Origin of the sequence: Actinosynnema mirum DSM 43827 (assembly GCF_000023245.1) — a bacterium.
In the GTDB taxonomy this organism is placed as follows: Bacteria; Actinomycetota; Actinomycetes; order Mycobacteriales; family Pseudonocardiaceae; genus Actinosynnema; species Actinosynnema mirum.
The window spans coordinates 737,733-756,328 of sequence record NC_013093.1 but is presented as its reverse complement, the minus strand read 5'-3'; the positions used below and the strand labels follow the sequence as shown (position 1 = coordinate 756,328).

The 18,596-nt window shown below is 72.7% G+C and carries 15 protein-coding genes; 1 reads left to right on the top strand and 14 read right to left on the bottom strand.

What is annotated here, in order from left to right; all coding sequences use genetic code 11:
- Positions 1-24 precede the first annotated feature (24 nt).
- The 10 genes from AMIR_RS03425 to eno all read right to left on the bottom strand — a co-directional run bounded on the left by AMIR_RS03425 (position 25) and on the right by eno (position 11,220).
- Complete coding sequence (locus AMIR_RS03425) at positions 25-1,023, bottom strand: ABC transporter ATP-binding protein (protein WP_012783305.1); 999 nt, start codon at positions 1,021-1,023, stop codon at positions 25-27.
- Positions 1,016-1,999: an ABC transporter ATP-binding protein gene (locus tag AMIR_RS03420; RefSeq protein WP_012783304.1), complete on the bottom strand. Its 984-nt coding sequence runs from the start codon at positions 1,997-1,999 to the stop codon at positions 1,016-1,018. The genes AMIR_RS03425 and AMIR_RS03420 overlap by 8 nt, the downstream gene beginning before the upstream one ends.
- Before the next feature lie 12 nt (positions 2,000-2,011).
- Positions 2,012-2,935: an ABC transporter permease gene (locus tag AMIR_RS03415; protein WP_012783303.1), complete on the bottom strand. Its 924-nt coding sequence runs from the start codon at positions 2,933-2,935 to the stop codon at positions 2,012-2,014.
- Positions 2,928-3,854, bottom strand: coding sequence for an ABC transporter permease (locus AMIR_RS03410; protein ID WP_012783302.1), 927 nt, complete (start codon positions 3,852-3,854; stop codon positions 2,928-2,930). Before AMIR_RS03410 ends, AMIR_RS03415 begins: the two co-directional genes overlap by 8 nt.
- 70 nt (positions 3,855-3,924) lie before the next feature.
- Complete coding sequence (locus tag AMIR_RS03405) at positions 3,925-5,550, bottom strand: peptide ABC transporter substrate-binding protein (RefSeq protein WP_012783301.1); 1,626 nt, start codon at positions 5,548-5,550, stop codon at positions 3,925-3,927.
- Between the two features lie 199 nt (positions 5,551-5,749).
- The gene (locus tag AMIR_RS03400; protein WP_012783300.1) at positions 5,750-6,712 is read right to left on the bottom strand and encodes a Ppx/GppA phosphatase family protein; all 963 of its coding nucleotides are present in this window, start codon (positions 6,710-6,712) and stop codon (positions 5,750-5,752) included.
- Positions 6,713-7,163: 451 nt separating this feature from the next.
- Positions 7,164-8,468 (bottom strand): lytic transglycosylase domain-containing protein, encoded by a 1,305-nt coding sequence (locus tag AMIR_RS35270; RefSeq protein ID WP_012783299.1) that lies wholly within the window; start codon positions 8,466-8,468, stop codon positions 7,164-7,166.
- A gap of 210 nt (positions 8,469-8,678) precedes the next feature.
- Entirely contained in the window at positions 8,679-9,101 is a 423-nt protein-coding gene (locus AMIR_RS03390) for a DUF501 domain-containing protein (protein WP_084799099.1), read from the bottom strand.
- A 71-nt stretch (positions 9,102-9,172) separates the two neighbouring features.
- Positions 9,173-9,538, bottom strand: coding sequence for an FtsB family cell division protein (locus tag AMIR_RS03385; RefSeq protein ID WP_012783297.1), 366 nt, complete (start codon positions 9,536-9,538; stop codon positions 9,173-9,175).
- A 395-nt stretch (positions 9,539-9,933) separates the two neighbouring features.
- Positions 9,934-11,220: a phosphopyruvate hydratase gene (gene eno, locus AMIR_RS03380; protein ID WP_012783296.1), complete on the bottom strand. Its 1,287-nt coding sequence runs from the start codon at positions 11,218-11,220 to the stop codon at positions 9,934-9,936.
- 195 nt (positions 11,221-11,415) lie between these two features.
- Here eno and AMIR_RS03375 point away from each other — a divergent pair, with 195 nt between their 5' ends.
- Positions 11,416-11,799: a tetratricopeptide repeat protein gene (locus tag AMIR_RS03375; protein ID WP_012783295.1), complete on the top strand. Its 384-nt coding sequence runs from the start codon at positions 11,416-11,418 to the stop codon at positions 11,797-11,799.
- Positions 11,800-11,943: 144 nt separating this feature from the next.
- On the opposite strand, the gene AMIR_RS03370 is transcribed toward AMIR_RS03375, so the two are convergent.
- The 4 genes from AMIR_RS03370 to AMIR_RS03355 form a co-directional block, all read right to left on the bottom strand.
- The gene (locus AMIR_RS03370) at positions 11,944-12,888 is read right to left on the bottom strand and encodes a lytic transglycosylase domain-containing protein (RefSeq protein WP_012783294.1); all 945 of its coding nucleotides are present in this window, start codon (positions 12,886-12,888) and stop codon (positions 11,944-11,946) included.
- Between the two features lie 224 nt (positions 12,889-13,112).
- Positions 13,113-16,289 (bottom strand): S41 family peptidase, encoded by a 3,177-nt coding sequence (locus tag AMIR_RS03365; protein WP_041836553.1) that lies wholly within the window; start codon positions 16,287-16,289, stop codon positions 13,113-13,115.
- Positions 16,290-16,550: 261 nt separating this feature from the next.
- A complete protein-coding gene (locus tag AMIR_RS03360) occupies positions 16,551-17,537 on the bottom strand; it encodes a nucleoside triphosphate pyrophosphohydrolase (protein ID WP_012783292.1) in 987 nt (328 codons plus the stop codon).
- A gap of 113 nt (positions 17,538-17,650) precedes the next feature.
- The gene (locus tag AMIR_RS03355) at positions 17,651-18,592 is read right to left on the bottom strand and encodes a SurA N-terminal domain-containing protein (protein WP_012783291.1); all 942 of its coding nucleotides are present in this window, start codon (positions 18,590-18,592) and stop codon (positions 17,651-17,653) included.
- Positions 18,593-18,596: the final 4 nt, after the last annotated feature.

The following is an 18,596-nucleotide window of genomic DNA, read 5'->3' as shown; positions in this document are numbered from 1 at the left end:
AGGCCGCTCCCGCACCAAGAACCCCTAGCCCGGCACCACCGAGCGCTCCTCGGCGAAGTGGCACGCGCTCAGGTGCCCGAGCCGCTCCACCAGCGGCGGCTCCTCGGTCGCGCACACGTCCTGCGCCTTCCAGCACCGGGTGCGGAACCGGCAGCCGGACGGCGGGTCGATCGGCGACGGCACGTCCCCGGTCAGCCGGATCACCTCGCGCCTGCCGCGCAGCTCCGGGTCGGCCACCGGCACCGACGACAGCAGCGCCTGGGTGTACGGGTGCGTGGGGTGCGCGTAGATCTGGTCCTCGGTGCCCACCTCCACGAACTTGCCCAGGTACATCACCGCGACCCGGTCGGACAGGTGCCGCACCACCGACAGGTCGTGCGCGATGAACACGTAGGCCAGCCCGAACTCGCGCTGCAACCGCCCGAGCAGGTTCATCACCTGCGCCTGGATGGACACGTCCAGCGCGGACACCGGCTCGTCGCACACGATCACCTTGGGTCGCAGGGCGAGCGCCCGCGCGATGCCGATGCGCTGCCGCTGCCCGCCGGAGAACTGGTGCGGGTAGCGGTTCGCGTGCTCGGGGTTGAGCCCGACCACGTCCAGCAGCTCCCGCACCCGCGCCGCCCGCGACCCGGCGGGCGCGACTTCCGGGTGGATCTCGAACGGCTCGCCGACGATGTCGCCGACGGTCATCCTCGGGTTGAGCGAGGTGTACGGGTCCTGGAGCACGATCTGCAGGTCCCGCCGCAGCGACCGCATCGCCGAGCCCTTGAGGCCGAACATCGGCCTGCCCTCGAAGCGCGCCTCGCCGGAGGTGGGCGGTTCCAGGCACATCAGCACCTGGGCGAGGGTGGACTTGCCGCAGCCGGACTCGCCGACCACGCCCAGCGTCTCGCCGGGCATCAGGTCGAACGAGACCCCGTCGACCGCCTTGACCTGGCCGATGGCGCGCTTGAACAGCACGCCCCTGGTCACCGGGAAGTGCTTGACCAGGTCCCGCACGCTCAGCACCGGTTCAGGCACCGCTGACCTCCTGTTCGGCGAAGTGGCACGCGCTGTCCCGCCCGCCGGGCAGCGGCACCTGCGGCGGGACGTCGACCGAGCAGACGTCCCGCGCCCTGGGGCAGCGCGGGTGGAACGGGCAGCCGGGCGGGATGGCGAGCAGGCTCGGCGGCAGGCCGGAGATGGTGCTCAGCTCCGAGCCCTTGGCCTCGACGTGCGGCAGCGACCGCATCAGCGCCGACGTGTACGGGTGGCCGGGCGCGCGGAACAGCGACCGCGCGTCGGCGTGCTCGACGATCCGGCCCGCGTACATGACCGCGATCCGGTCCGCGACCTCGGCGACCACGCCCAGGTCGTGCGTGATCAGCACCATGGCCATGCCCCGGTCGCGCTGGAGCTCGGCCAGCAGGTCCATGATCTGGGCCTGCACGGTCACGTCGAGCGCGGTGGTCGGCTCGTCGGCGATCAGGACCTCGGGGTCCAGCGCCAGCGACATCGCGATCATGGCGCGCTGCCGCATCCCGCCGGAGAACTGGTGCGGGTACTCGCGCACCCGCTGCCTCGCGTGCGGGATCTTCACCTGGTCCAGCAGCTCGACGGCGCGGGCGCGGGCGTCCTTGCGGGACATGCCGCGCCGCAGCCGCAGCTGCTCCTCGATCTGGAACCCCACGGTGAACACGGGGTTCAGCGCGGACAGGGCGTCCTGGAACACCATGGCGATGCCCTCGCCGCGGACCAGTCGGCGCCGCTCGGGCGCGGCGTCCAGCAGCTCCTCGCCCTTGAACCGGACCGAGCCGCCCGTGACGTGCGCGGGCGGGGTGTCCAGGATGCCCATCACCGCCTGGGCGGTGACGGACTTGCCCGAGCCGGACTCGCCGAGCACGGCCAGCGTCTCACCGGCCGCGACGTGGTAGCTGACGCCGTTGAGCACGCGCGCGACCCCGTCGCGGGTGCGGAACTCCACGCGGAGGTCGTCGACCTCCAGCAACGCTGTCACCGACAGCTCCTCCTAGCGCAGCTTGGGGTCGAGTGCCTCGCGCACCGCGTCGCCGAGCATCACGAACGCGAGCACGGTCGCGGTGAGGAAGCCCGCGGGGAACAGCAGGGCGTGCGGGGCGACCCGGATGTAGTCCTTCGCGCCGTTGATCATCACGCCCCAGGACACGACCGGCGGTCGCAGCCCGATGCCCAGGTAGGACAGCGTGGCCTCGACGCCGATGAACGCGCCGAGCGCGATCGTGGCGTACACCAGGACCGGCGCGACGCAGTTGGGCAGCAGGTGCTTGACCATGAGCCTGCGGGAACCCGCGCCGAGCGCGCGCGCCGCCTTCACGTAGTCCTGCTGCTTGGCCGCGACGGCCGTGGACCTGGTGATGCGCATGGCCACCGGCCAGGACAGCACCGAGATGGACAGCACCACCTGGGCGACGATGCGGGTCGCGCCCGCGTCGCCACCGGCGTTGAGCGTGGTCAGGATGACGATCGCGCCGAGCACGAACGGCACGCCCACGAACACGTCGGCGATCCGGGACACGATCGCGTCCAGCCAGCCGCCGTAGAACCCGGCGAGCAGCCCGAGCACGGCCCCGACCAGGAGCACGCCGAGCGTGGCCAGCAGGCCGACGACGATGGACGCGCGCGCCCCGTGCACCGCGCGGGCGTAGATGTCGTAGCCCTGGTTGTCGTAGCCGAACCACGCCTCGGCCGAGGGCGCGCCCCGGCTCCTGGACAGCACCGCCAGGTTCGGGTCCGCCGAGGTGAACAGGCCGGGGAACAGGGCCATGACCACCACCACCGCGATCAGCGCGGTCGACACCCAGAACAGCGGCCGGGACCGCAGCTCCCGCCAGGCGTCGCCGAACAGCCCGCGCGACTCGCCGCCGGGCGCGCCGCCCACCTCGGCCAGACCGCTGGCCGCCACCGACTCAGTCATAGCGAATCCTCGGGTCGAGCACGGCGTAGAGCAGGTCCACCAGCAGCGTCATGAGCAGGTAGACCAGCACCAGCAGGGTGACCAGGCCGGTCACCATCGCGCCGTCCTTGGTCAGGATCGAGCGGAACACGAGCCCGCCGATGCCGGGCACGTTGAAGATGCCCTCGGTGACGATCGCGCCGCCGAGGAAGGCCCCCAGGTCCGTGCCCAGGAAGGTGATCACCGGGATGAGCGAGTTGCGCAGCAGGTGCACGCCCACCACCCGCTTGTCCGGCAGGCCCTTGGCCAGCGCGGTGCGCACGTAGTCGGCGCGCCGGTTCTCCGCGATGCTCGCCCTGGTCAGCCGCGCCACGTAGGCCATCGACAGGCTCGCGAGCACGAAGCCGGGGACGAGCAGGTCGCCGAACGAGGGCGACGAGCCGACCGTGGGCGCGATCCAGCCCAGCTGCAGGCCGAACACCAGCTGCACGACGTAGCCGGTGACGAACACCGGGATGGAGATCAGGAACAGCGTGGACACCAGCACCAGGCTGTCCAGGAACCCCCGCCCGCGCAGCCCGCTCACCACGCCGGCCGCGATGCCGATGACGGCCTCGATGAGCAGCGCGACCAGCGCGAGCTGCAGGGTGACCGGGAACGTGTCGGCGATCCGGTCGGCGACCTCGACGCCGGACGAGGTCTCGCCGAAGTCGCCCCGCACCAGGTTGAGCAGGTACTTGCCGTACTGGACGAGCAGCGGGTCGTCCAGGTTGAACTTCTCGCGCATCGCGGAGACGTAGGACTCCGGGCAGTCCCGCTCGCCGCACTTGCCCTCGAACGGGTCGCCCGGCACCGCCCACACCAGGGCGTAGATCAGGAACGTGGTGCCGAGGAACACCGGCACCATCTGCAGCAGCCTGCGCAGCACGTAGCGCCCCAAGAGCGCACTCTCCTCCCGAGTGGCCCGGTCGCGCCGGAGCGGGCGCGACCGGGCCGTCGAGCTAGGGGACTCAGCCGACCTCGACGGAGGCCAGGTCCAGGGCGCGGAAGGGGTCGATCTTGGCCGCGGTGAGCCGGTCGGACCTGCCGCCGATGGTGTTCTGCGTCCACAGCGGCACGGACGGCATGTCGGCGGCGATGAGCTTCTCCGCCTCCTGGTAGAGGGTGATGGCCTCGTCGGCGTCGGCCGCCTTGTCCGCCTCGGCGAGCTTCGCGTCGACGGCCGGGTTGGAGTAGAGGCCGTCGTTGGAGGAGGAGCCGGTGCGGTAGTTCGGGGTGAGCCAGTTCTCGATCGACGGGTAGTCCGCGATCCAGCCCGCCCGGTACATGCCGGTCATCTCGTGCGCGTTGACCTTCTGCCGGAACTCGCCGAAGCTCGTGGACGGCGTGAAGCGCACGTCCAGGCCGAGCGCGTTCTTGATGCTGTTGGCCACCGCCTCGGCCCACTCCTGGTGGCCGCCGTCGGTGTTGGACAGCAGCAGCAGCGGACCGGTGTACCCGGACTTGGCCAGCAGCTCCTTGGCCTTGGTCGGGTTGTACTCGCAGTACTCGCCGCACTGGTTGGGCGTGTAGCCCTCGGTCAGCGGGTGCACCCAGCCGTCGGCGGGCACGCGGCTGCCCTCGAAGATCAGCTGGGTGATCTCCTCGCGGTTGATCGACATGGAGATCGCCCGGCGCAGGTCCACGTTGTCGTACGGCGGGAGGTAGAACGGGAAGGCGATGGTCTGGTTGTTGAGGGTCTCCTTCTGCAGGACCCGCTCACCGAGGTCGCCCTCGTACTTCTTGCCCGCCAGCGCGTTCGGGGGCAGCTCCTCCATGAAGTCCAGGGAGTTCGCCACGAGGTCCGCGTAGGCCGACTCGCGGCTCTGGTAGACCTTGAGCGTGACGTCCTTGATCTTCGGCTTGTCGTCGCCCTCGTAGTCGTCGTAGCGGGTCAGCTTGACCTCGGCCCCGACCTGCCGGGAGACGAACTTGAACGGCCCGTTGCCGATCGGCGCGTCCTCGAACGCCTTCTGGTCCTTGAAGAACGCCTCGGGCAGCGGGGAGAAGACCTCGTAGCCGATGGTCACCGGGAAGACCGAGAACGCCTCGGTGAGGGTGACGGTGAACGTGCTGTCGTCGACGACCTTCAGACCCGACATGGTCTCGGTGGTCGGCGTGGGCGCCTGCTGCGGCCCGTCCGCCCCGTCCGGGTCCTCGGGGTGGACGTCGGCGTAGCCCTCGATCTGGGAGAAGAACGTCGCGCCCTGGGTGGCGTTGGGCCCGTAGGCGGTCCAGTTCCAGGCGTCCACGTAGCTCTTGGCGGTCACCGGGGTGCCGTCGTGGAACTTCCAGTCGGGCTTGAGCTTGATGGTGAAGAGCTTGGAGTCGGTCGTCTCGATGGACTCGGCCATCGCGTTCTCCGGCTGCGCGGTGTCGGCGTTGTAGCCGACCAGGCCGGTGAACATGGCGTCGAGGATGCGGCTGCCGCCGACCTCGGTGGTGTTGCCGGGGACCAGCGGGTTCTCCGGCTCGGTGTTGAAGATCGTGATCCCCGCGTCCGCGGAGCTGCCCGCCCCGTCGCCCCCAGAGCCACCACAGGCCGTGACCACCATCACAGACACCGCTAAGATCGGCACCAAGCGTACACGCGACATGCGTCCTCCCCTCACAACCGACCCGATCGGCGGTGACCGAGCAGAGCCATTTGCTTGCACAGCGTGAGAGGGACGCTATCCGTGATGTGGCGGAGTCCACACGGGTGAAGGGGTTACATCCTGATCACGAACATTCCCCGTTGACCGTTCTGCCCGAGGTTGACCGTTCTGCCCGAGCGGACTCCCCCACCCGCCGAGCTCACCCCCCGATGGCCTGCGAGAAGGCGATCCCGTCCAGGATGTCGTGCTCGCTCGCGACCAGCTCGGTGATCCCGGCCCGCTCCGCGAGGTGCTCCGCGATGGCCCTGACCACGATCGCCCCACCGCAGATCACGTCGACCCGCCCAGGGTGCATCGCCCCGAGCGCCGCACGCTCGTCGTGCGGCATCACCAGCAACCGCTCCGTGATCTCCTGGATCCGCGCCACCGGCAACCGCGCGAGGTGGATCTCGTCCGGCCGGTACGCGTCCAGCTCCTTGGCCAGCGCGACGAGCGTGGTGACCGTCCCCGCGACCCCGATCCAAGTCCGCGCCCGCTCGACCGGCACGTGGTCGAACGCCTGCCGCAGCACCGCCTTGGCGGTGGCCACCGCGTCCTCGACCTGAGCCGCGCCGGGCGGGTCGTCGTGCAAGTGCCGCTCGGTCAACCGAACGCACCCGATGTCGACCGACCGGGCAGCCTCCACGCTCCCGACAACCCCGTCCCACCCCCCGAGCACGATCTCGGTGGACCCCCCGCCGACGTCGGAGACGAGGAACGGCCCGTCCTCAGCCTCAAGATCCGCGACGGCCCCCGTGAAGGACAGCGCGGCCTCCTCGTCCCCGCTGATCACCTCGGCGGCCTGCCCGAGCACCTCCTCGGTCATCCCGAAGAAGTCATCCCGGTTGGACGCGTCCCGAGTGGCGGAGGTGGCCACCATCCGCACCCGCTCGGCCCCCTTGCGCCGAAGCACGGCCGCGTAGTCCACCAACGCCGCACGGGTCCGCGCCAACGCCTCCGGGTGCAACGCCCCCGTGGCGTCAACCCCCTGCCCAAGCCGGACGACCCGCATCTCCCGGTGCACGTCCCGCAACCACCGGGACCCGTCGTCGGAGGCGGTGACATCGGCGACGAGAAGCCGAATCGAGTTGGTCCCGCAGTCGATCGCGGCCACGCGCGCCATGGTGAGTGCCCTCCAGAGTTGAGCCGGCACAAAACGCTAACCCGCACCCCGGCACCCCGGCACACCAGACCCACCCAAGCCCCGCACACCGCAGCCCGCACGCACCGCGCGCTCACCACGCTCGCGGGCCGCGGGGCGAGCGCAGCGAGCCCACGCAGCCCTATTCCCGCGTCCCTCGTCTCCGTTTGGCCTGGCGAAGCCTGAGCGCGCTTGTCAAGATGCCGCCGCATTGTCCGGAAGACCGCCCGAACCGTACGGCGTCTTGACGAGCGTGCTTGCCTGAAAGGAGGCCACACGGAGACGAGGGACCCCGCCCACCGCAGTAGTTCGCAGTAGACGGGGCCACCAGCAAAACCGCCGCCGACCGGCAGAGCCTGTGCCCCTCGTTTTTGGAGGCCTGCCCCGCCGGCGAGGCGCGCTCTTCAGCTTTTGATCGTCAGCACTCCAGCTCTCACGCCGTGGTCATCGGCGCGGAACTCCCCTGGGGCAGCAACGACTCCACGATCTCCCCCAACGACGGCACCGTGACCACGCTCGTCACGCTGGTGGTCGGCGCCGACTCGCACCCAGGCGGAACCTCGGTGGTCGTGGTCACCGACTCCGACGGCGTGATCTCCGTGGTCGTCGTGACGACCGGAACGCTCGGGCACCCCGAGGGATCAGTCGTCGTGGTGGTGGTCGTAGTAGTCGTCGTGGTCGTCGTGGTCGTCGACCCACCACTGGTAGTCGTGGTGGTGGTCGTCGTCGTAGTCACCCCACCACTGGTCGTGGTGGTGGTAGTCGTACTCCCACCCGACTGCCCCTGCCCGTTCCCGCTCCCCTGGTTCCCGCTCCCGTTCCCCTGGTTCCCACTCCCCGTCCCCCCGGAATTCCCAGGCGGAGCGATCGGCGTGAAGTCCTCATCAGACCCCGCCAGGTCGGGCAGCAACGTCACCCCGTTGCGATAAGCGTCAGCCCAGTACAACACCGTCCGCACGTACTCCTCGGAGTGGTTGTACCGAAAAACCGACTTCGCCCGCTGAGCCGGGTCGCTCAAATCCGACCCGTAAGCGCACAAATAATTCCCAGCCCCGACAGTCGCGTCGTAGACGTTGTTGGGGTTCCGCTCCCCGTCCCCGTTCCCGTCGGCCGCGTACCCCTGCCAGGTCGACGGGATGAACTGCATCGGCCCCACGGCCCGGTCCCACGTGGTGTCGCCGTCGTACCGCCCACCATCCGTGTCCCGGATGGCCGCGATCCCCGGCCCGCCGTTCAGCACCGGCCCCAGGATCGCCGGAACCGCGTTCCCCCGAGCGTCGACCCGCCCACCCCGAGCGTGCCCGGACTCGATCCGCCCGATCCCGGCCAGCAACGACCAGTGGATCTTGCACCCTGGCGTGGTCTGCGCCAACCGCTGCTCGGCCCGCGTGTACGCGTCGAGCATCACCCCCGGCACCCCCAGCGGCCCGGTCGGCAGGCTGTCCACGCCGGTCGGCAGGTAGTCGCCGAACGCGCTCGCGTCGTCCGCGTCCGCGATCAGGTCCGCGCCCAGCGCGTCCGTCCGGGGCAGCTTGCCGCCGACCCCGAACTGGTCCGCCTCGTCACCCGACCGCACCGACAGCGCGCCCAGCACGTCCCCGGCCCCCGGCGGCACGGCGCTCAGCGCGCTCCGCGCGGACACCGGCAGCCAGTCGACGCCCAACGTCCCGTTCAGCAGCGCGGGCACCAGCATCGCGCACGTCGCCGTCGCCGCCAGACCCCGCTGCCTGGGCGTCATGGCGCCTCGATCTACTCTCCGGCCGCGTCCCCGTCGCTTCGGCACAGCAGCGAACTCCCTAGTCGGTGGATCCCCCGTTCCCGCCGACCAGACTGCCCGATCCAGGGGTGCCTGTCACGGGCGTGAACCTGCTTTGTGCCCCGAGGTCTGCCCTCGTGGTCAGCTCTTCACCTGTGGCAAGCACTCCCGTTCCCCGAACGGGAGCGGCCCTCACGTCCGGGCGGCGCAGTCCCCGCTCGGCCACACGTCCGCGAGCAGCGCGAGCGCCTCGTCGCCGAACGGGTTCACGCCAGGACCGGCCGCCAGCGAGTGCGCGACGTGCACGTGCAGGCACTTGACCCGCTCCGGCATCCCGCCCGCCGTGACCTTCGTGCCCAGCGACTCGATCGCGTCCCGCTCGGCCAGGTACGACTCGTGGGCGCGCAGGTACGCGGCGGCCAGCTCCTCGTCCTCGGCGAGCCGGTCCTGCATCTCCCGCATGACCCCCTCGCTCTCCAGCCTGCTGACCTGCGAGGTCAGCCGGGGGCACGTCAAGTAGTACAGCGTCGGGAACGGCGTGCCGTCCTCCAGCCTCGGGCTGGTCTGCACCACCGAGGGGTGCCCGCTCGGGCACCGCGCCGCGATCGCGCGCATCCCGCGCGGGACCCGCCCGAGCTGCTCCGCCACGATCACCAGGTCCTGCTCGTCCACGTTCACTTCGCCGTTCACTTCGCCGCCACCGAGTCCCACAGCTGCTGGTACCAAGCCTTGTTCGGGACCGGCTCGCTGGCCGGCCTCTCCTCCTGCTCCGGACGCCCCGAGTCACCGGGGAGCTGCACGACGTAGGGCGTCTCGCCCGGTCGCACGTAGTGCAGCCTGCGCCGAGCCTCGGCCGCGATCACGGCCGGGTCGTCGAGCTGCTGCTTGCGCTCCTCCAGCTGCGCCACCTGCTCGCGCAGCGCCTGCTGCGACGTCGCCACGTCGCGCAGCTCGTCCCGCTGCGCCAGGTAGGTCCGCAGCGGCACGGCGATGCTGAGCGCCAGCGCGCACACCACCATGGCCAGCATCGCGGCCTGGCGGGTGCTGGTCATGCCGAACGCGCCACCGGTGCCCGCGCCCGCGCGGGTGCGCGCCTTGGACTGCGCCCGCCGCCGGGCGGGCTGCTGCCGCGCCCCGCCACGCCCCTTGGCCGCCTCGTCACGGGCCGCCCCGCGCGCGCCCGCCTTGGAAGCACCAGCCTTGGGACCGCCTGCCGACCCCGACCCCGAGCCCGAACCGGCCCCAGGACCCGACCCCGCGCCCGTCCCAGCCGCAGGCCCAGCTCCAGCCCCAGCCCCGCCCGCGCCCCCCGCGCCCTCGCGGGCCGAGGTCGTCCTGCCCCCCGAGCGCCCCGAGCCGGACCGCGAGGTCCGGCCCGAGGCCCCGGAGGCAGAGCGGGACCCCGGCGCGGACCCGCCGCGCCGAGCGCCCCGTTCCCTCCCGGCCATCAGCCCTCCGGCGTGAACCGCGGGAAGGCCGTGTCACCGGCGTAGCGCGCGGCGTCGCCCAGGGCCTCCTCGATGCGCAGGAGCTGGTTGTACTTCGCGGTGCGCTCGCCGCGGGCGGGCGCACCGGTCTTGATCTGGCCCGCGCCGACCGCGACCGCGAGGTCCGCGATGGTGGTGTCCTCGGTCTCGCCGGAGCGGTGCGACATCATCGACCGGTAGCCGTACGAGGTGGCCAGGGACACCGCGTCCAGGGTCTCGGACAGCGTGCCGATCTGGTTGACCTTCACCAGCAGCGCGTTGGCGGCCCGGCGGGAGATGCCCTCCTCCAGGCGCTCCGGGTTGGTGACGAACAGGTCGTCGCCGACGATCTGCACCTTGTCGCCCAGCGCGGCGGTCATCGCCACCCAGCCGTCCCAGTCGTCCTCGGACAGCGGGTCCTCGATGGACACCAGCGGGTAGGCGTCGACCAGCTCCGCGTAGTACGCGGACATCTGCTCGGCGCTGCGCTTGTTCTTCTCGAACGTGTAAGCGCCGTCCGAGAAGAACTCGGTGGCGGCCACGTCGAGCGCGAGCGCGATGTCGCGGCCGGGGCGGTAGCCCGCCTTCTCGATCGCGACGAGGATCAGGTCGAGCGCGTCGCGGTTGCTGGACAGGCTCGGCGCGAAGCCGCCCTCGTCGCCCAGCCCGGTGCCCAGGCCCTTGCTCTTGAGCACGGACTTGAGCGAGTGGTACACCTCGGCGCCCCAGCGCAGGGCCTCGCGGAAGCTCTCCGCGCCGATCGGCGCGATCATGAACTCCTGGATGTCCACGTCGGTGTCGGCGTGCGCGCCACCGTTGAGGATGTTCAGCATCGGCACCGGCAGCACGTGCGCGTTCGGGCCGCCCACGTACCGGAACAGCTCCAGCCCGGACGACGCCGCGGCGGCCTTGGCCACGGCCAGCGAGACGCCGAGGATGGCGTTCGCGCCGAGGCGGCCCTTGTCCGGGGTGCCGTCCAGGTCCACCAGCTTCTGGTCGACCACGCGCTGCTCGACGGCCTCGATGCCCACCAGCTCCGGGCCGATCTCGTCCAGCACCGCGGTGACCGCGTGCTCGACGCCCTTGCCCAGGTAGCGCTTCGCGTCGCCGTCGCGCAGCTCCACCGCCTCGTGCTCGCCGGTCGAAGCGCCGGACGGCACGGCGGCGCGCTCGAGCGTGCCGTCGTCCAGCGCCACCTCCACCTCGACGGTGGGGTTGCCGCGCGAGTCCAGGATCTCGCGGGCGCCGACCTGCTCGATGACAGCCACGTGCTGCTCCCTCGTCAGACCATTCCTGTATCGGTGACGAGACTAGTTGGTGACGCCTGGGACCTCGCCCCGACGGGGGTGCTCGGGGCGGCTCGTCCACCTGGAACGGTCAACCTGGTCGCCACCTGCGGTGACGGCGGTGGTCATCCGGCTGGTGGTCGAACGGGCGCGGGGTGCGCGAGTACCGTGGCAACGATGGCCGAGAGCACGTTCGACGCCTTCCGCAAGGCGGAGGCACTGCTGGCGGAGCGCCGTCCTCTGGAGGCGCTGCGCGCGCTGGAACCGGTACTGGAGGAGGCCCCTGGGGAACCCTCCGTGCACCTGCTCGCCGGGCGGGCCTACCTGGGGTCGGCGCAGTTCAGCCGCGCCGAGGGGGCGTTCAGGAAGGTCCTGGAGATCGACCCGTCCGACTACTACGCGCGGTTCGCGCTGGGCAGGACGCTGCAGCGGCAGTCCCGGCTGCCGGAGGCGCTGACCCAGTTCAGGATGGCCGTCGCGATGAACCCGACGCCGGAGTACCAGGAGGCGCTGGGCGAGCTGAGCGCCCGCCTGGCCGTGGAGCGCGACGCCTCGGGGTGAGCCCGCCGAGGGCCCGGAGCGGGCCGGGAGAGCGCTCTCCCGGCCCTCCGGCATCGGCTTCCCGAAGCACGGGGCGACCGGCGCGAAACAGCCGCGCGGCCGGGCGTGTCGCGGGTCCGCCCTGCGACCCGCCCAGCGGCCAGCTCAGCCCGTCAGCTTGCCGGTCGGGGCCGGAGCCCCCACGCTCGCGCGGGCGTACGCGTCCGCGCCGCTGAACACGTTGCGCGCGTACTCCACCGACTCGTTGTAGGTCATCACCCCGCGCCACCACCCGGCGCCGCTGGTCATCTCGCCGCCGCTGACGCACAGGTACCGCCCGGCGGTGAGCGCCGCGTCGTCGATGTTCTGCGGGTCGGGGTCCTTCCCGTCCCCGCTGGCGCGCATCCCGTAGCGCGCCCACGTGGTCGGGATGAACTGCATCGGCCCGACCGCGCGGTCCCACTCGGTGTCGCCGTCGAGCTTGCCGCCGTCGGTGTCCTCGATGGCCTTCACGCCGGGGCCGCCGTCGAGCGGGATGCCGATGATCGGCTCGTTGGGCCTGCCGTCCTCGCCGAGCTTGAGCCCGCCGATGGTGCCGTGGTGCGACTCGATGCGGCCGATGCCCGCGAGCGTCGCCCACGTGATGCCGCACCGGGGCAGCTCCTCGCGCAGCAGCAGCTCGGCCTCGCCGTAGGCGCGCAGCGCCCGCGCGGGGACCTCGATCTTCTTGGACAGCTCGGCGGCCCAGGCGGCCACGGCGGCGGAGGTGTCGCCGCCCCCTCTGGAGGTGGACGCCGAGGGGGATGCCGAGGTGGACGGCGCGGAGGAGCGGGACGGGGAGGCGGACTGGGAGCCGGACGGGGAGGCGCCGGGCGCGGCCGTGGGCTCGCCCGCGGCGTTCGGCACGGCGCTCCCCGGCTCCAGCTCCTGGAACGGCACCTGGAAGGGCGGCTCGGGCTCGGCCCTGGGTGTGCGCCCCAGCATGGCGATGCCGTAGGCGCCGCCTGCGACGGCGCCGAGCAGGATCAGGACCAGCACGAAGCGGCCGAAGAAGGCTCCACGGCGGGAACGCCGGTTCGGCGCGGGCTTGGACTGCGGCGGGACGACCACCTGCTCAGGCTACGGGTTCACGCTGCGCTACCCGCCGGAAAACCCGGACGGATCGTCCCGTTTGTCCGAAGGGACTGGTCGGGACCGGGAATGAGGGGTCCCCCGGCGGGGCGCCCACCACCGCGCTGACGCAGCGCCACCACCGGAGAACCCGGTGGTCACGCGGCCGGGCGTCCCCCGCCGGGAGCGCGCGCTCCCGGCGGGGGACCGGACGTCGATCAAATTCACCCCAACGGAGGTAGCGCGGGCGGCACGGCGGCGGGACGGGTCTCCAGCGCCTCCAATGCCATCCGCACCGCCGTGTCGAGCTGCGGGTCGCGCCCGGCCACCCGGTCCTGCGGGGTGATCACCACCTCCACGTCCGGGTCGACGCCGTGGTTCTCCACCCCCCAACCGGGTCCGGCGAACCACGACGCGTAGCGGGGCTGGGTGACGCCGGTGCCGTCGACCAGCGAGTACCGCATGTCGATGCCGATCACCCCGCCCCACGTCCTGGTGCCGACCACCGGGCCGATGCCCATCTCCTTGATGGCCACGTTCACGATGTCCCCGTCCGAGCCCGCGTACTCGTCGGCGATCGCCACGACCGGCCCGCGCGGCGCGTCCGCCGGATAGGTCTCGTGCGCGGTGAAGCCCCGCCCGACCGACCAGCCGATGACCTTCCTGGCCAGCTTCTCCACCACGAGCTGCGAGGTGTGCCCGCCCGCGTTCTCGCGCACGTCCAGCACGACGGCGTCGCGCGCCACCTCCACCCGCAGGTCCCGGTGCAGCTGCGCCCAGCCCGCGCCCATCATGTCGGGCACGTGCAGGTAGCCCACCCGGCCGCCGGACAGCTCGTGCACGCGGGCCCGCCGGTCGGCCACCCACGCGTGGTAGCGCAGCGCCTCGTCGTCGGCCAGCGGCACCACGACCACCCGCCGGGGGTCGCCGTCGCCGCCGGGCCGCACGACCAGCTCCACCGGCTTGCCCGCCGTGCCCACGAGCAGCGGCGCGGGCCCGGTCAGCGGGTCGACCTGGCGGCCGTCCACGGCGGTGATCACGTCACCGGCCCGGACCGCGACGCCGGGCGCGGACAGCGGCGAGCGGGCCGCCGGGTCCGAGGTCTCGCCGGGGATGACCCGCGCGATGCGCCACGAGCCGTCCTCGCCGCGCTCCAGGTCCGCCCCGAGCAGCCCCACCCGGCGGCCCCGCGCGCGCCGCGCGGGCATCACGTAGGCGTGCGAGGTGCCCAGCTCGCCCTGCACCTCCCACAGCAGGTCCACGAGGTCGTCGTAGCTGCCGAGCCGGTCGACCAGCGGCCGGTACCGCTCCAGCACGCCCGCCCAGTCGACGCCGCCCATGTCGGTGCGCCAGAAGTGGTCGCGCATGAGCCGCCCGGCCTCGGCGTACGCCTGCCGCCACTCGGCGGCCAGGTCCACCACGACCCGCACCCGCGACAGGTCGACGTCGACCGAGTCGGTGTCCTCGCCGTCGACCTTCCGGTCGCTGGGCACCACCCGCATGTCGTCGCCGTCGTGCACGACCAGCCGCTGCCCGTCGCCGGTGACGGCGAACGCGTCCACGCCGTCGACCAGCACCTCGGTTCGGGACTTGACCAGGTCGAACCGCTCCAGCACGGCGCGCGCGGGCCGGGACTCGGCGCCCGCCTGGTTGTCGCCGAGGACGCCGCGCAGCGGGCTGCGCAGCCACAGCAGGCCGCCCTTGGCGGTGGTCAGGCCCGAGTACCGCCCGGCGGCCACCGGCACCGCGACGACCCGGTCGGCCAGGCCCTCCAGGTCGACGACGGTGATCGGGTTCTCCTCGTCCTTCTCCTTGTCCTTGTCGCCGGAGTCGTCGCCGACCGCCCGGCCCAGCCGCAGCGGGTCGAACGGGGACGGGGTGGTCGCGGCCAGCGGCACCAGGTGCGGTCGGCAGCCGGTCGGGAACGACAGGTCGAACACGTGCGCGTCGTACACCGGGTCGAAGCTGCGCACCGACAGGAACGCCAGGTGGCGGCCGTCCTCGGTGAACGCGGGCGAGAAGTCGGAGAACCGCAGCGGCGTGACGTCCACCGGGACGAGGTCCTCGGTGTTGGCCATCCGGATGTGCTGGAGCGGGCTGGGGCCGGGCTGCGCCCAGGCCAGCCAGTGCGAGTCGGGCGAGAACACCAGGTCGTCCACGTGCGGGTTGGCCCCGGAGAGCACCTCGCGGACCTCGCCGGACTCGACGTCGACCAGCAGCAGCCGCCCGTCGTGGGTGGCGACGGCCAGCTTCCTGCCGTCCGGTGACGCCGCCAGCTCCAGCACCCGGCCGAGCTCCCCGGTGGCGACGCGGCGCGGCGCGGCCCCCGGCTCGCGACCGCCGACCGGGCTGAACTCCAGCGCCTCCTCGCCGTCGGCGTCGGTCACCCACACGACGGTGTCGCCGAGGACCCTGGGCAGCCTGGCGCGCACGCCCGGCTCCTCGGCCAGCGCCCGCACCGGGCCGTCCCGGTGGGTCACCCAGTGCACGGTGCCGCGCACCTCGACGGCGCTGGCCCGGCCGGTGCGGTCCGGGTGGGCGTCGTCGGGGCTGGGCGCCACGTGGCGCGGGGTGCGCGCGGTGCGCGGGCCCGCGAGGACCACGTCGAGCCTGCGCGGTTCGGCGTCGAGCCCGTCGAGCAGCCACAGCTCGCCGGCGCACTGGTAGACCACGCGGCGGCCGTCGGTGGTGGCGGCGCGGGCGTAGAAGAACTCCTGGTGGGTGTGGCGGCGCAGGTCACCGCCGTCCGGGAGCGCGGAGTAGACCGAGCCGACGCCCTCGTGGTCGGACAGGAACGCGATCCGGTCCCCCACCCACATGGGCGAGGTCAGCGGGGAGGTCAGCTCGGGCAGCACGCGGGTGAACTCGCCGCCGCCCTCGACGTCGACCCACAGCTTGGCCGCCGTGCCGCCCCGGTACCGCTTCCACCAGGCGGGGTCGCGGCCCGCCGCGCTGGAGGTGAGCACCTGGCGGTCGGGCCCGTAGGCGACGCCGCCGACCCAGCCGTAGGGCAGCTTCTCCGAGGGGCCGCCGTCGAGCGGGACGGCGTGCGCCCACTCGCGGTTGCCGGTGGCCTGGCCGGTGGTGCTGACCGCGACGACGCGCCCGTCCGGGGTCCAGGTGCGCACGCCGGTGGTGTAGTCGCCCCAGTGGGTGAGCCTGCGGGCGGGGCCGCCCAGGACAGGGGCCGCGTGCACCTCGGGGGCGCCGTCGCGGTGGCTGGTCCACGCCAGGTGCGCGCCGTCCGGGGAGAAGCGGGGGGTCGAGGCGCGGACCTGGTCGGCTGACACGCGCCAGGCCCGGCCGCCGTCGAGCGGGGCCAGCCACACGTCGTCCTCGGCCACGAAGGTGACGAGATCCCCGTGCAGGTGGGGGAAGCGGAGGTAGGCGGGTTCGGTCACCCCCTCGACGTTAGCGGCCACCCCCGTCAACACCGGATCGGCCACCCGTGAGGGCGAAGGCGGTCAGGGGATGGGATGAGCGGAAGCGTGCTGTCGCCGGGAGGAGCCCAGATAAGCCGAGGGATCGTTCAACAATCCTCTTGTTGAACGATCCCTCGGTCTTTGAGTGCCTTCGAGGTTCGAGGAGAAGATCAAAACCTGGTGGGGTGCCGCGAAGGCTCTGGTGCTGCGAGAGCGGGAGCGGTTCTGAAGCCTGCGGCTTCAGGGAGCGGTTCTGAAGCCTGCGGCTTCAGCCTTCCAGAACTCCCGCCAGTCCTCGGCGGTCAGCGTCGTCCGCCCCGCAGCGCGCGCCGCGAGCTCGGTCTGCCGCACGCTCCGCTCGAACGCCCGCGCCACCGCCCGCAGCTCCGCCTCCGGGTCCTCCCCCGCCAGCCTCGCCAGCGCGGCGACCCCGAACAGCGTCGTGCCGGTGTCGTCCCCGTCCGGGACGAGGTCGGCGGGCCAGCCCGCGCGGGCCGCCCGCTGCACGAGCTTCGCCGCCAGCGCCGCAGCGGGCTGCCCGAGGGCGACCCCGTCCACGCTGGACCCGCGCTTCTTCTCCTGCTGCTTGAGCTCCTCCCAGCGGTGCTCCTGGGTGGAGGCGTCGCGCACCGCCGGGTCGCCGCCCGCGAACACGTGCGGGTGCCTGCCGACGAGCTTGGCGACCAGGTCGGCCGCCACCTCGTCCACCCCGAACGGGCGCTCGGGGTGCTCGGCGGCGACGCGGGCGTGGAACAGCACCTGGAGCAGGACGTCGCCCAGCTCCTCGCGCATCGCGTCCCGGTCGCCGTCCTCGATGGCCTCCAGGAGCTCGTACGTCTCCTCCACGAGGTACTTGCGCAGCGAGTCGTGGTCCTGCTCGGCGTCCCACGGGCAGCCGCCGGGCGAGCGCAGCCGGTCCATCACCGCGACCGCCTCGACGATCGGCGGCTCTGGCGCGCGCACCAGCCGGGCCCCGCGCGCCACCAGCTCGGCGGCCAGCGGCTCGGCGGGGTCCGCGGTGAGCAGCACCGACCCGGCGTCCAGGTCGGCGGCCGAGCCGGGCGCGGGGCGCACCCCCTCCTGGAGGGGCACGCCCGCGCCCGCGCAGACCACCGACGCCGCCCGCAGCACGGACAGCTCCGCGAGGGGCACCGCCCAGCCGAGGCGGGCGCTGACCACGATCACGGTGACCGGGGGCACGGCGTTCGGCACGGCGGCGTTCGGCACGGCGGCGTTCGACGCAGCGGCACCCGGAGCCGCAGCGCCCGAAGCCACAGCGCCCGGAGCCGCAGCGCCCGGCTCAGGCCCGGTCGGCGCTGTGGCGGGTGGGACGTCCGACGTCACGACTGGACCTGCCTCGCCTTCAGCTGCAGGCCGCTCAGCTCGCCCTCGCTCGGCACCGGGCCGTAGTTGATCGGGTCCCACACGCCGTAGCGCGGGTTCAGCTCGACCTTCGGCGACCCGGCCAGGGTCTGCATCAGCCGCAGGCCGATGCCCTCCAGCGCGGACGGGGTGAGCTGCGAGGTGGACGCGTCCAGCCCGCTCGCCGTCGCGTCGGTGTCGCGGTCGGTCACGTAGGCCACCAGCCACTGCGAGCTGCTCTGGCTCGGCGGGTACGCCAGCACGGTGCCGGGCTCGGCGCCGAACAGCGGGGCCTGCGCGGCCTCGGGCGACTCGGCGGAGCTGACCTTCTGCCCGCGCCCGGCGAGCTGCTGGCCCTCGGGGCCGCTCGGCGCGGCGGCGATGAAGCCCGCCATCTTGCCAGGGTCCGCCGCGACCTGCCTGGCCTTCTCCTTCGCGTCCTCACCGCTGGTGGTGAAGAAGTAGTCGAAGGTGACTTCCATCCGGTCCGCGTACTTGCCCGCCAGCTTCACCAGCAGCAGCTGGTCCCGCGCCCGCTCCGCGAAGGTCTCCTTCGTGTACACGGTGCCCTGGGAGGCGGCCTCGGCGCCGCCCGCGCTCTCGACGGCCTCCGCCACCTCGTCCTCGGTGACGGTCACGCCCTCGTTCGCGGCGGCCTTCGCGATCAGCTCGTGCCACACCTTGATCTGCACGAGGGTGTCGGCGACCTGGTCGAGCTTGCGCTCGCGCTGGAGGGCGACCTTGACGTCCGGCTCCTTCGCGAGCACCAGCTGGAGCTGGTGCTGGATGTCGGCCAGCGGCACCACCGAGTCGCCGACGACGGCCGCCGACCCGATCTTGGCCGGACCCGAGCCGCAGCCCGACACCAGCAGTGCGACGGCCGCGACGGTCAGGGTGAAGCGCCTCTGCACAGTCCTCACGCCC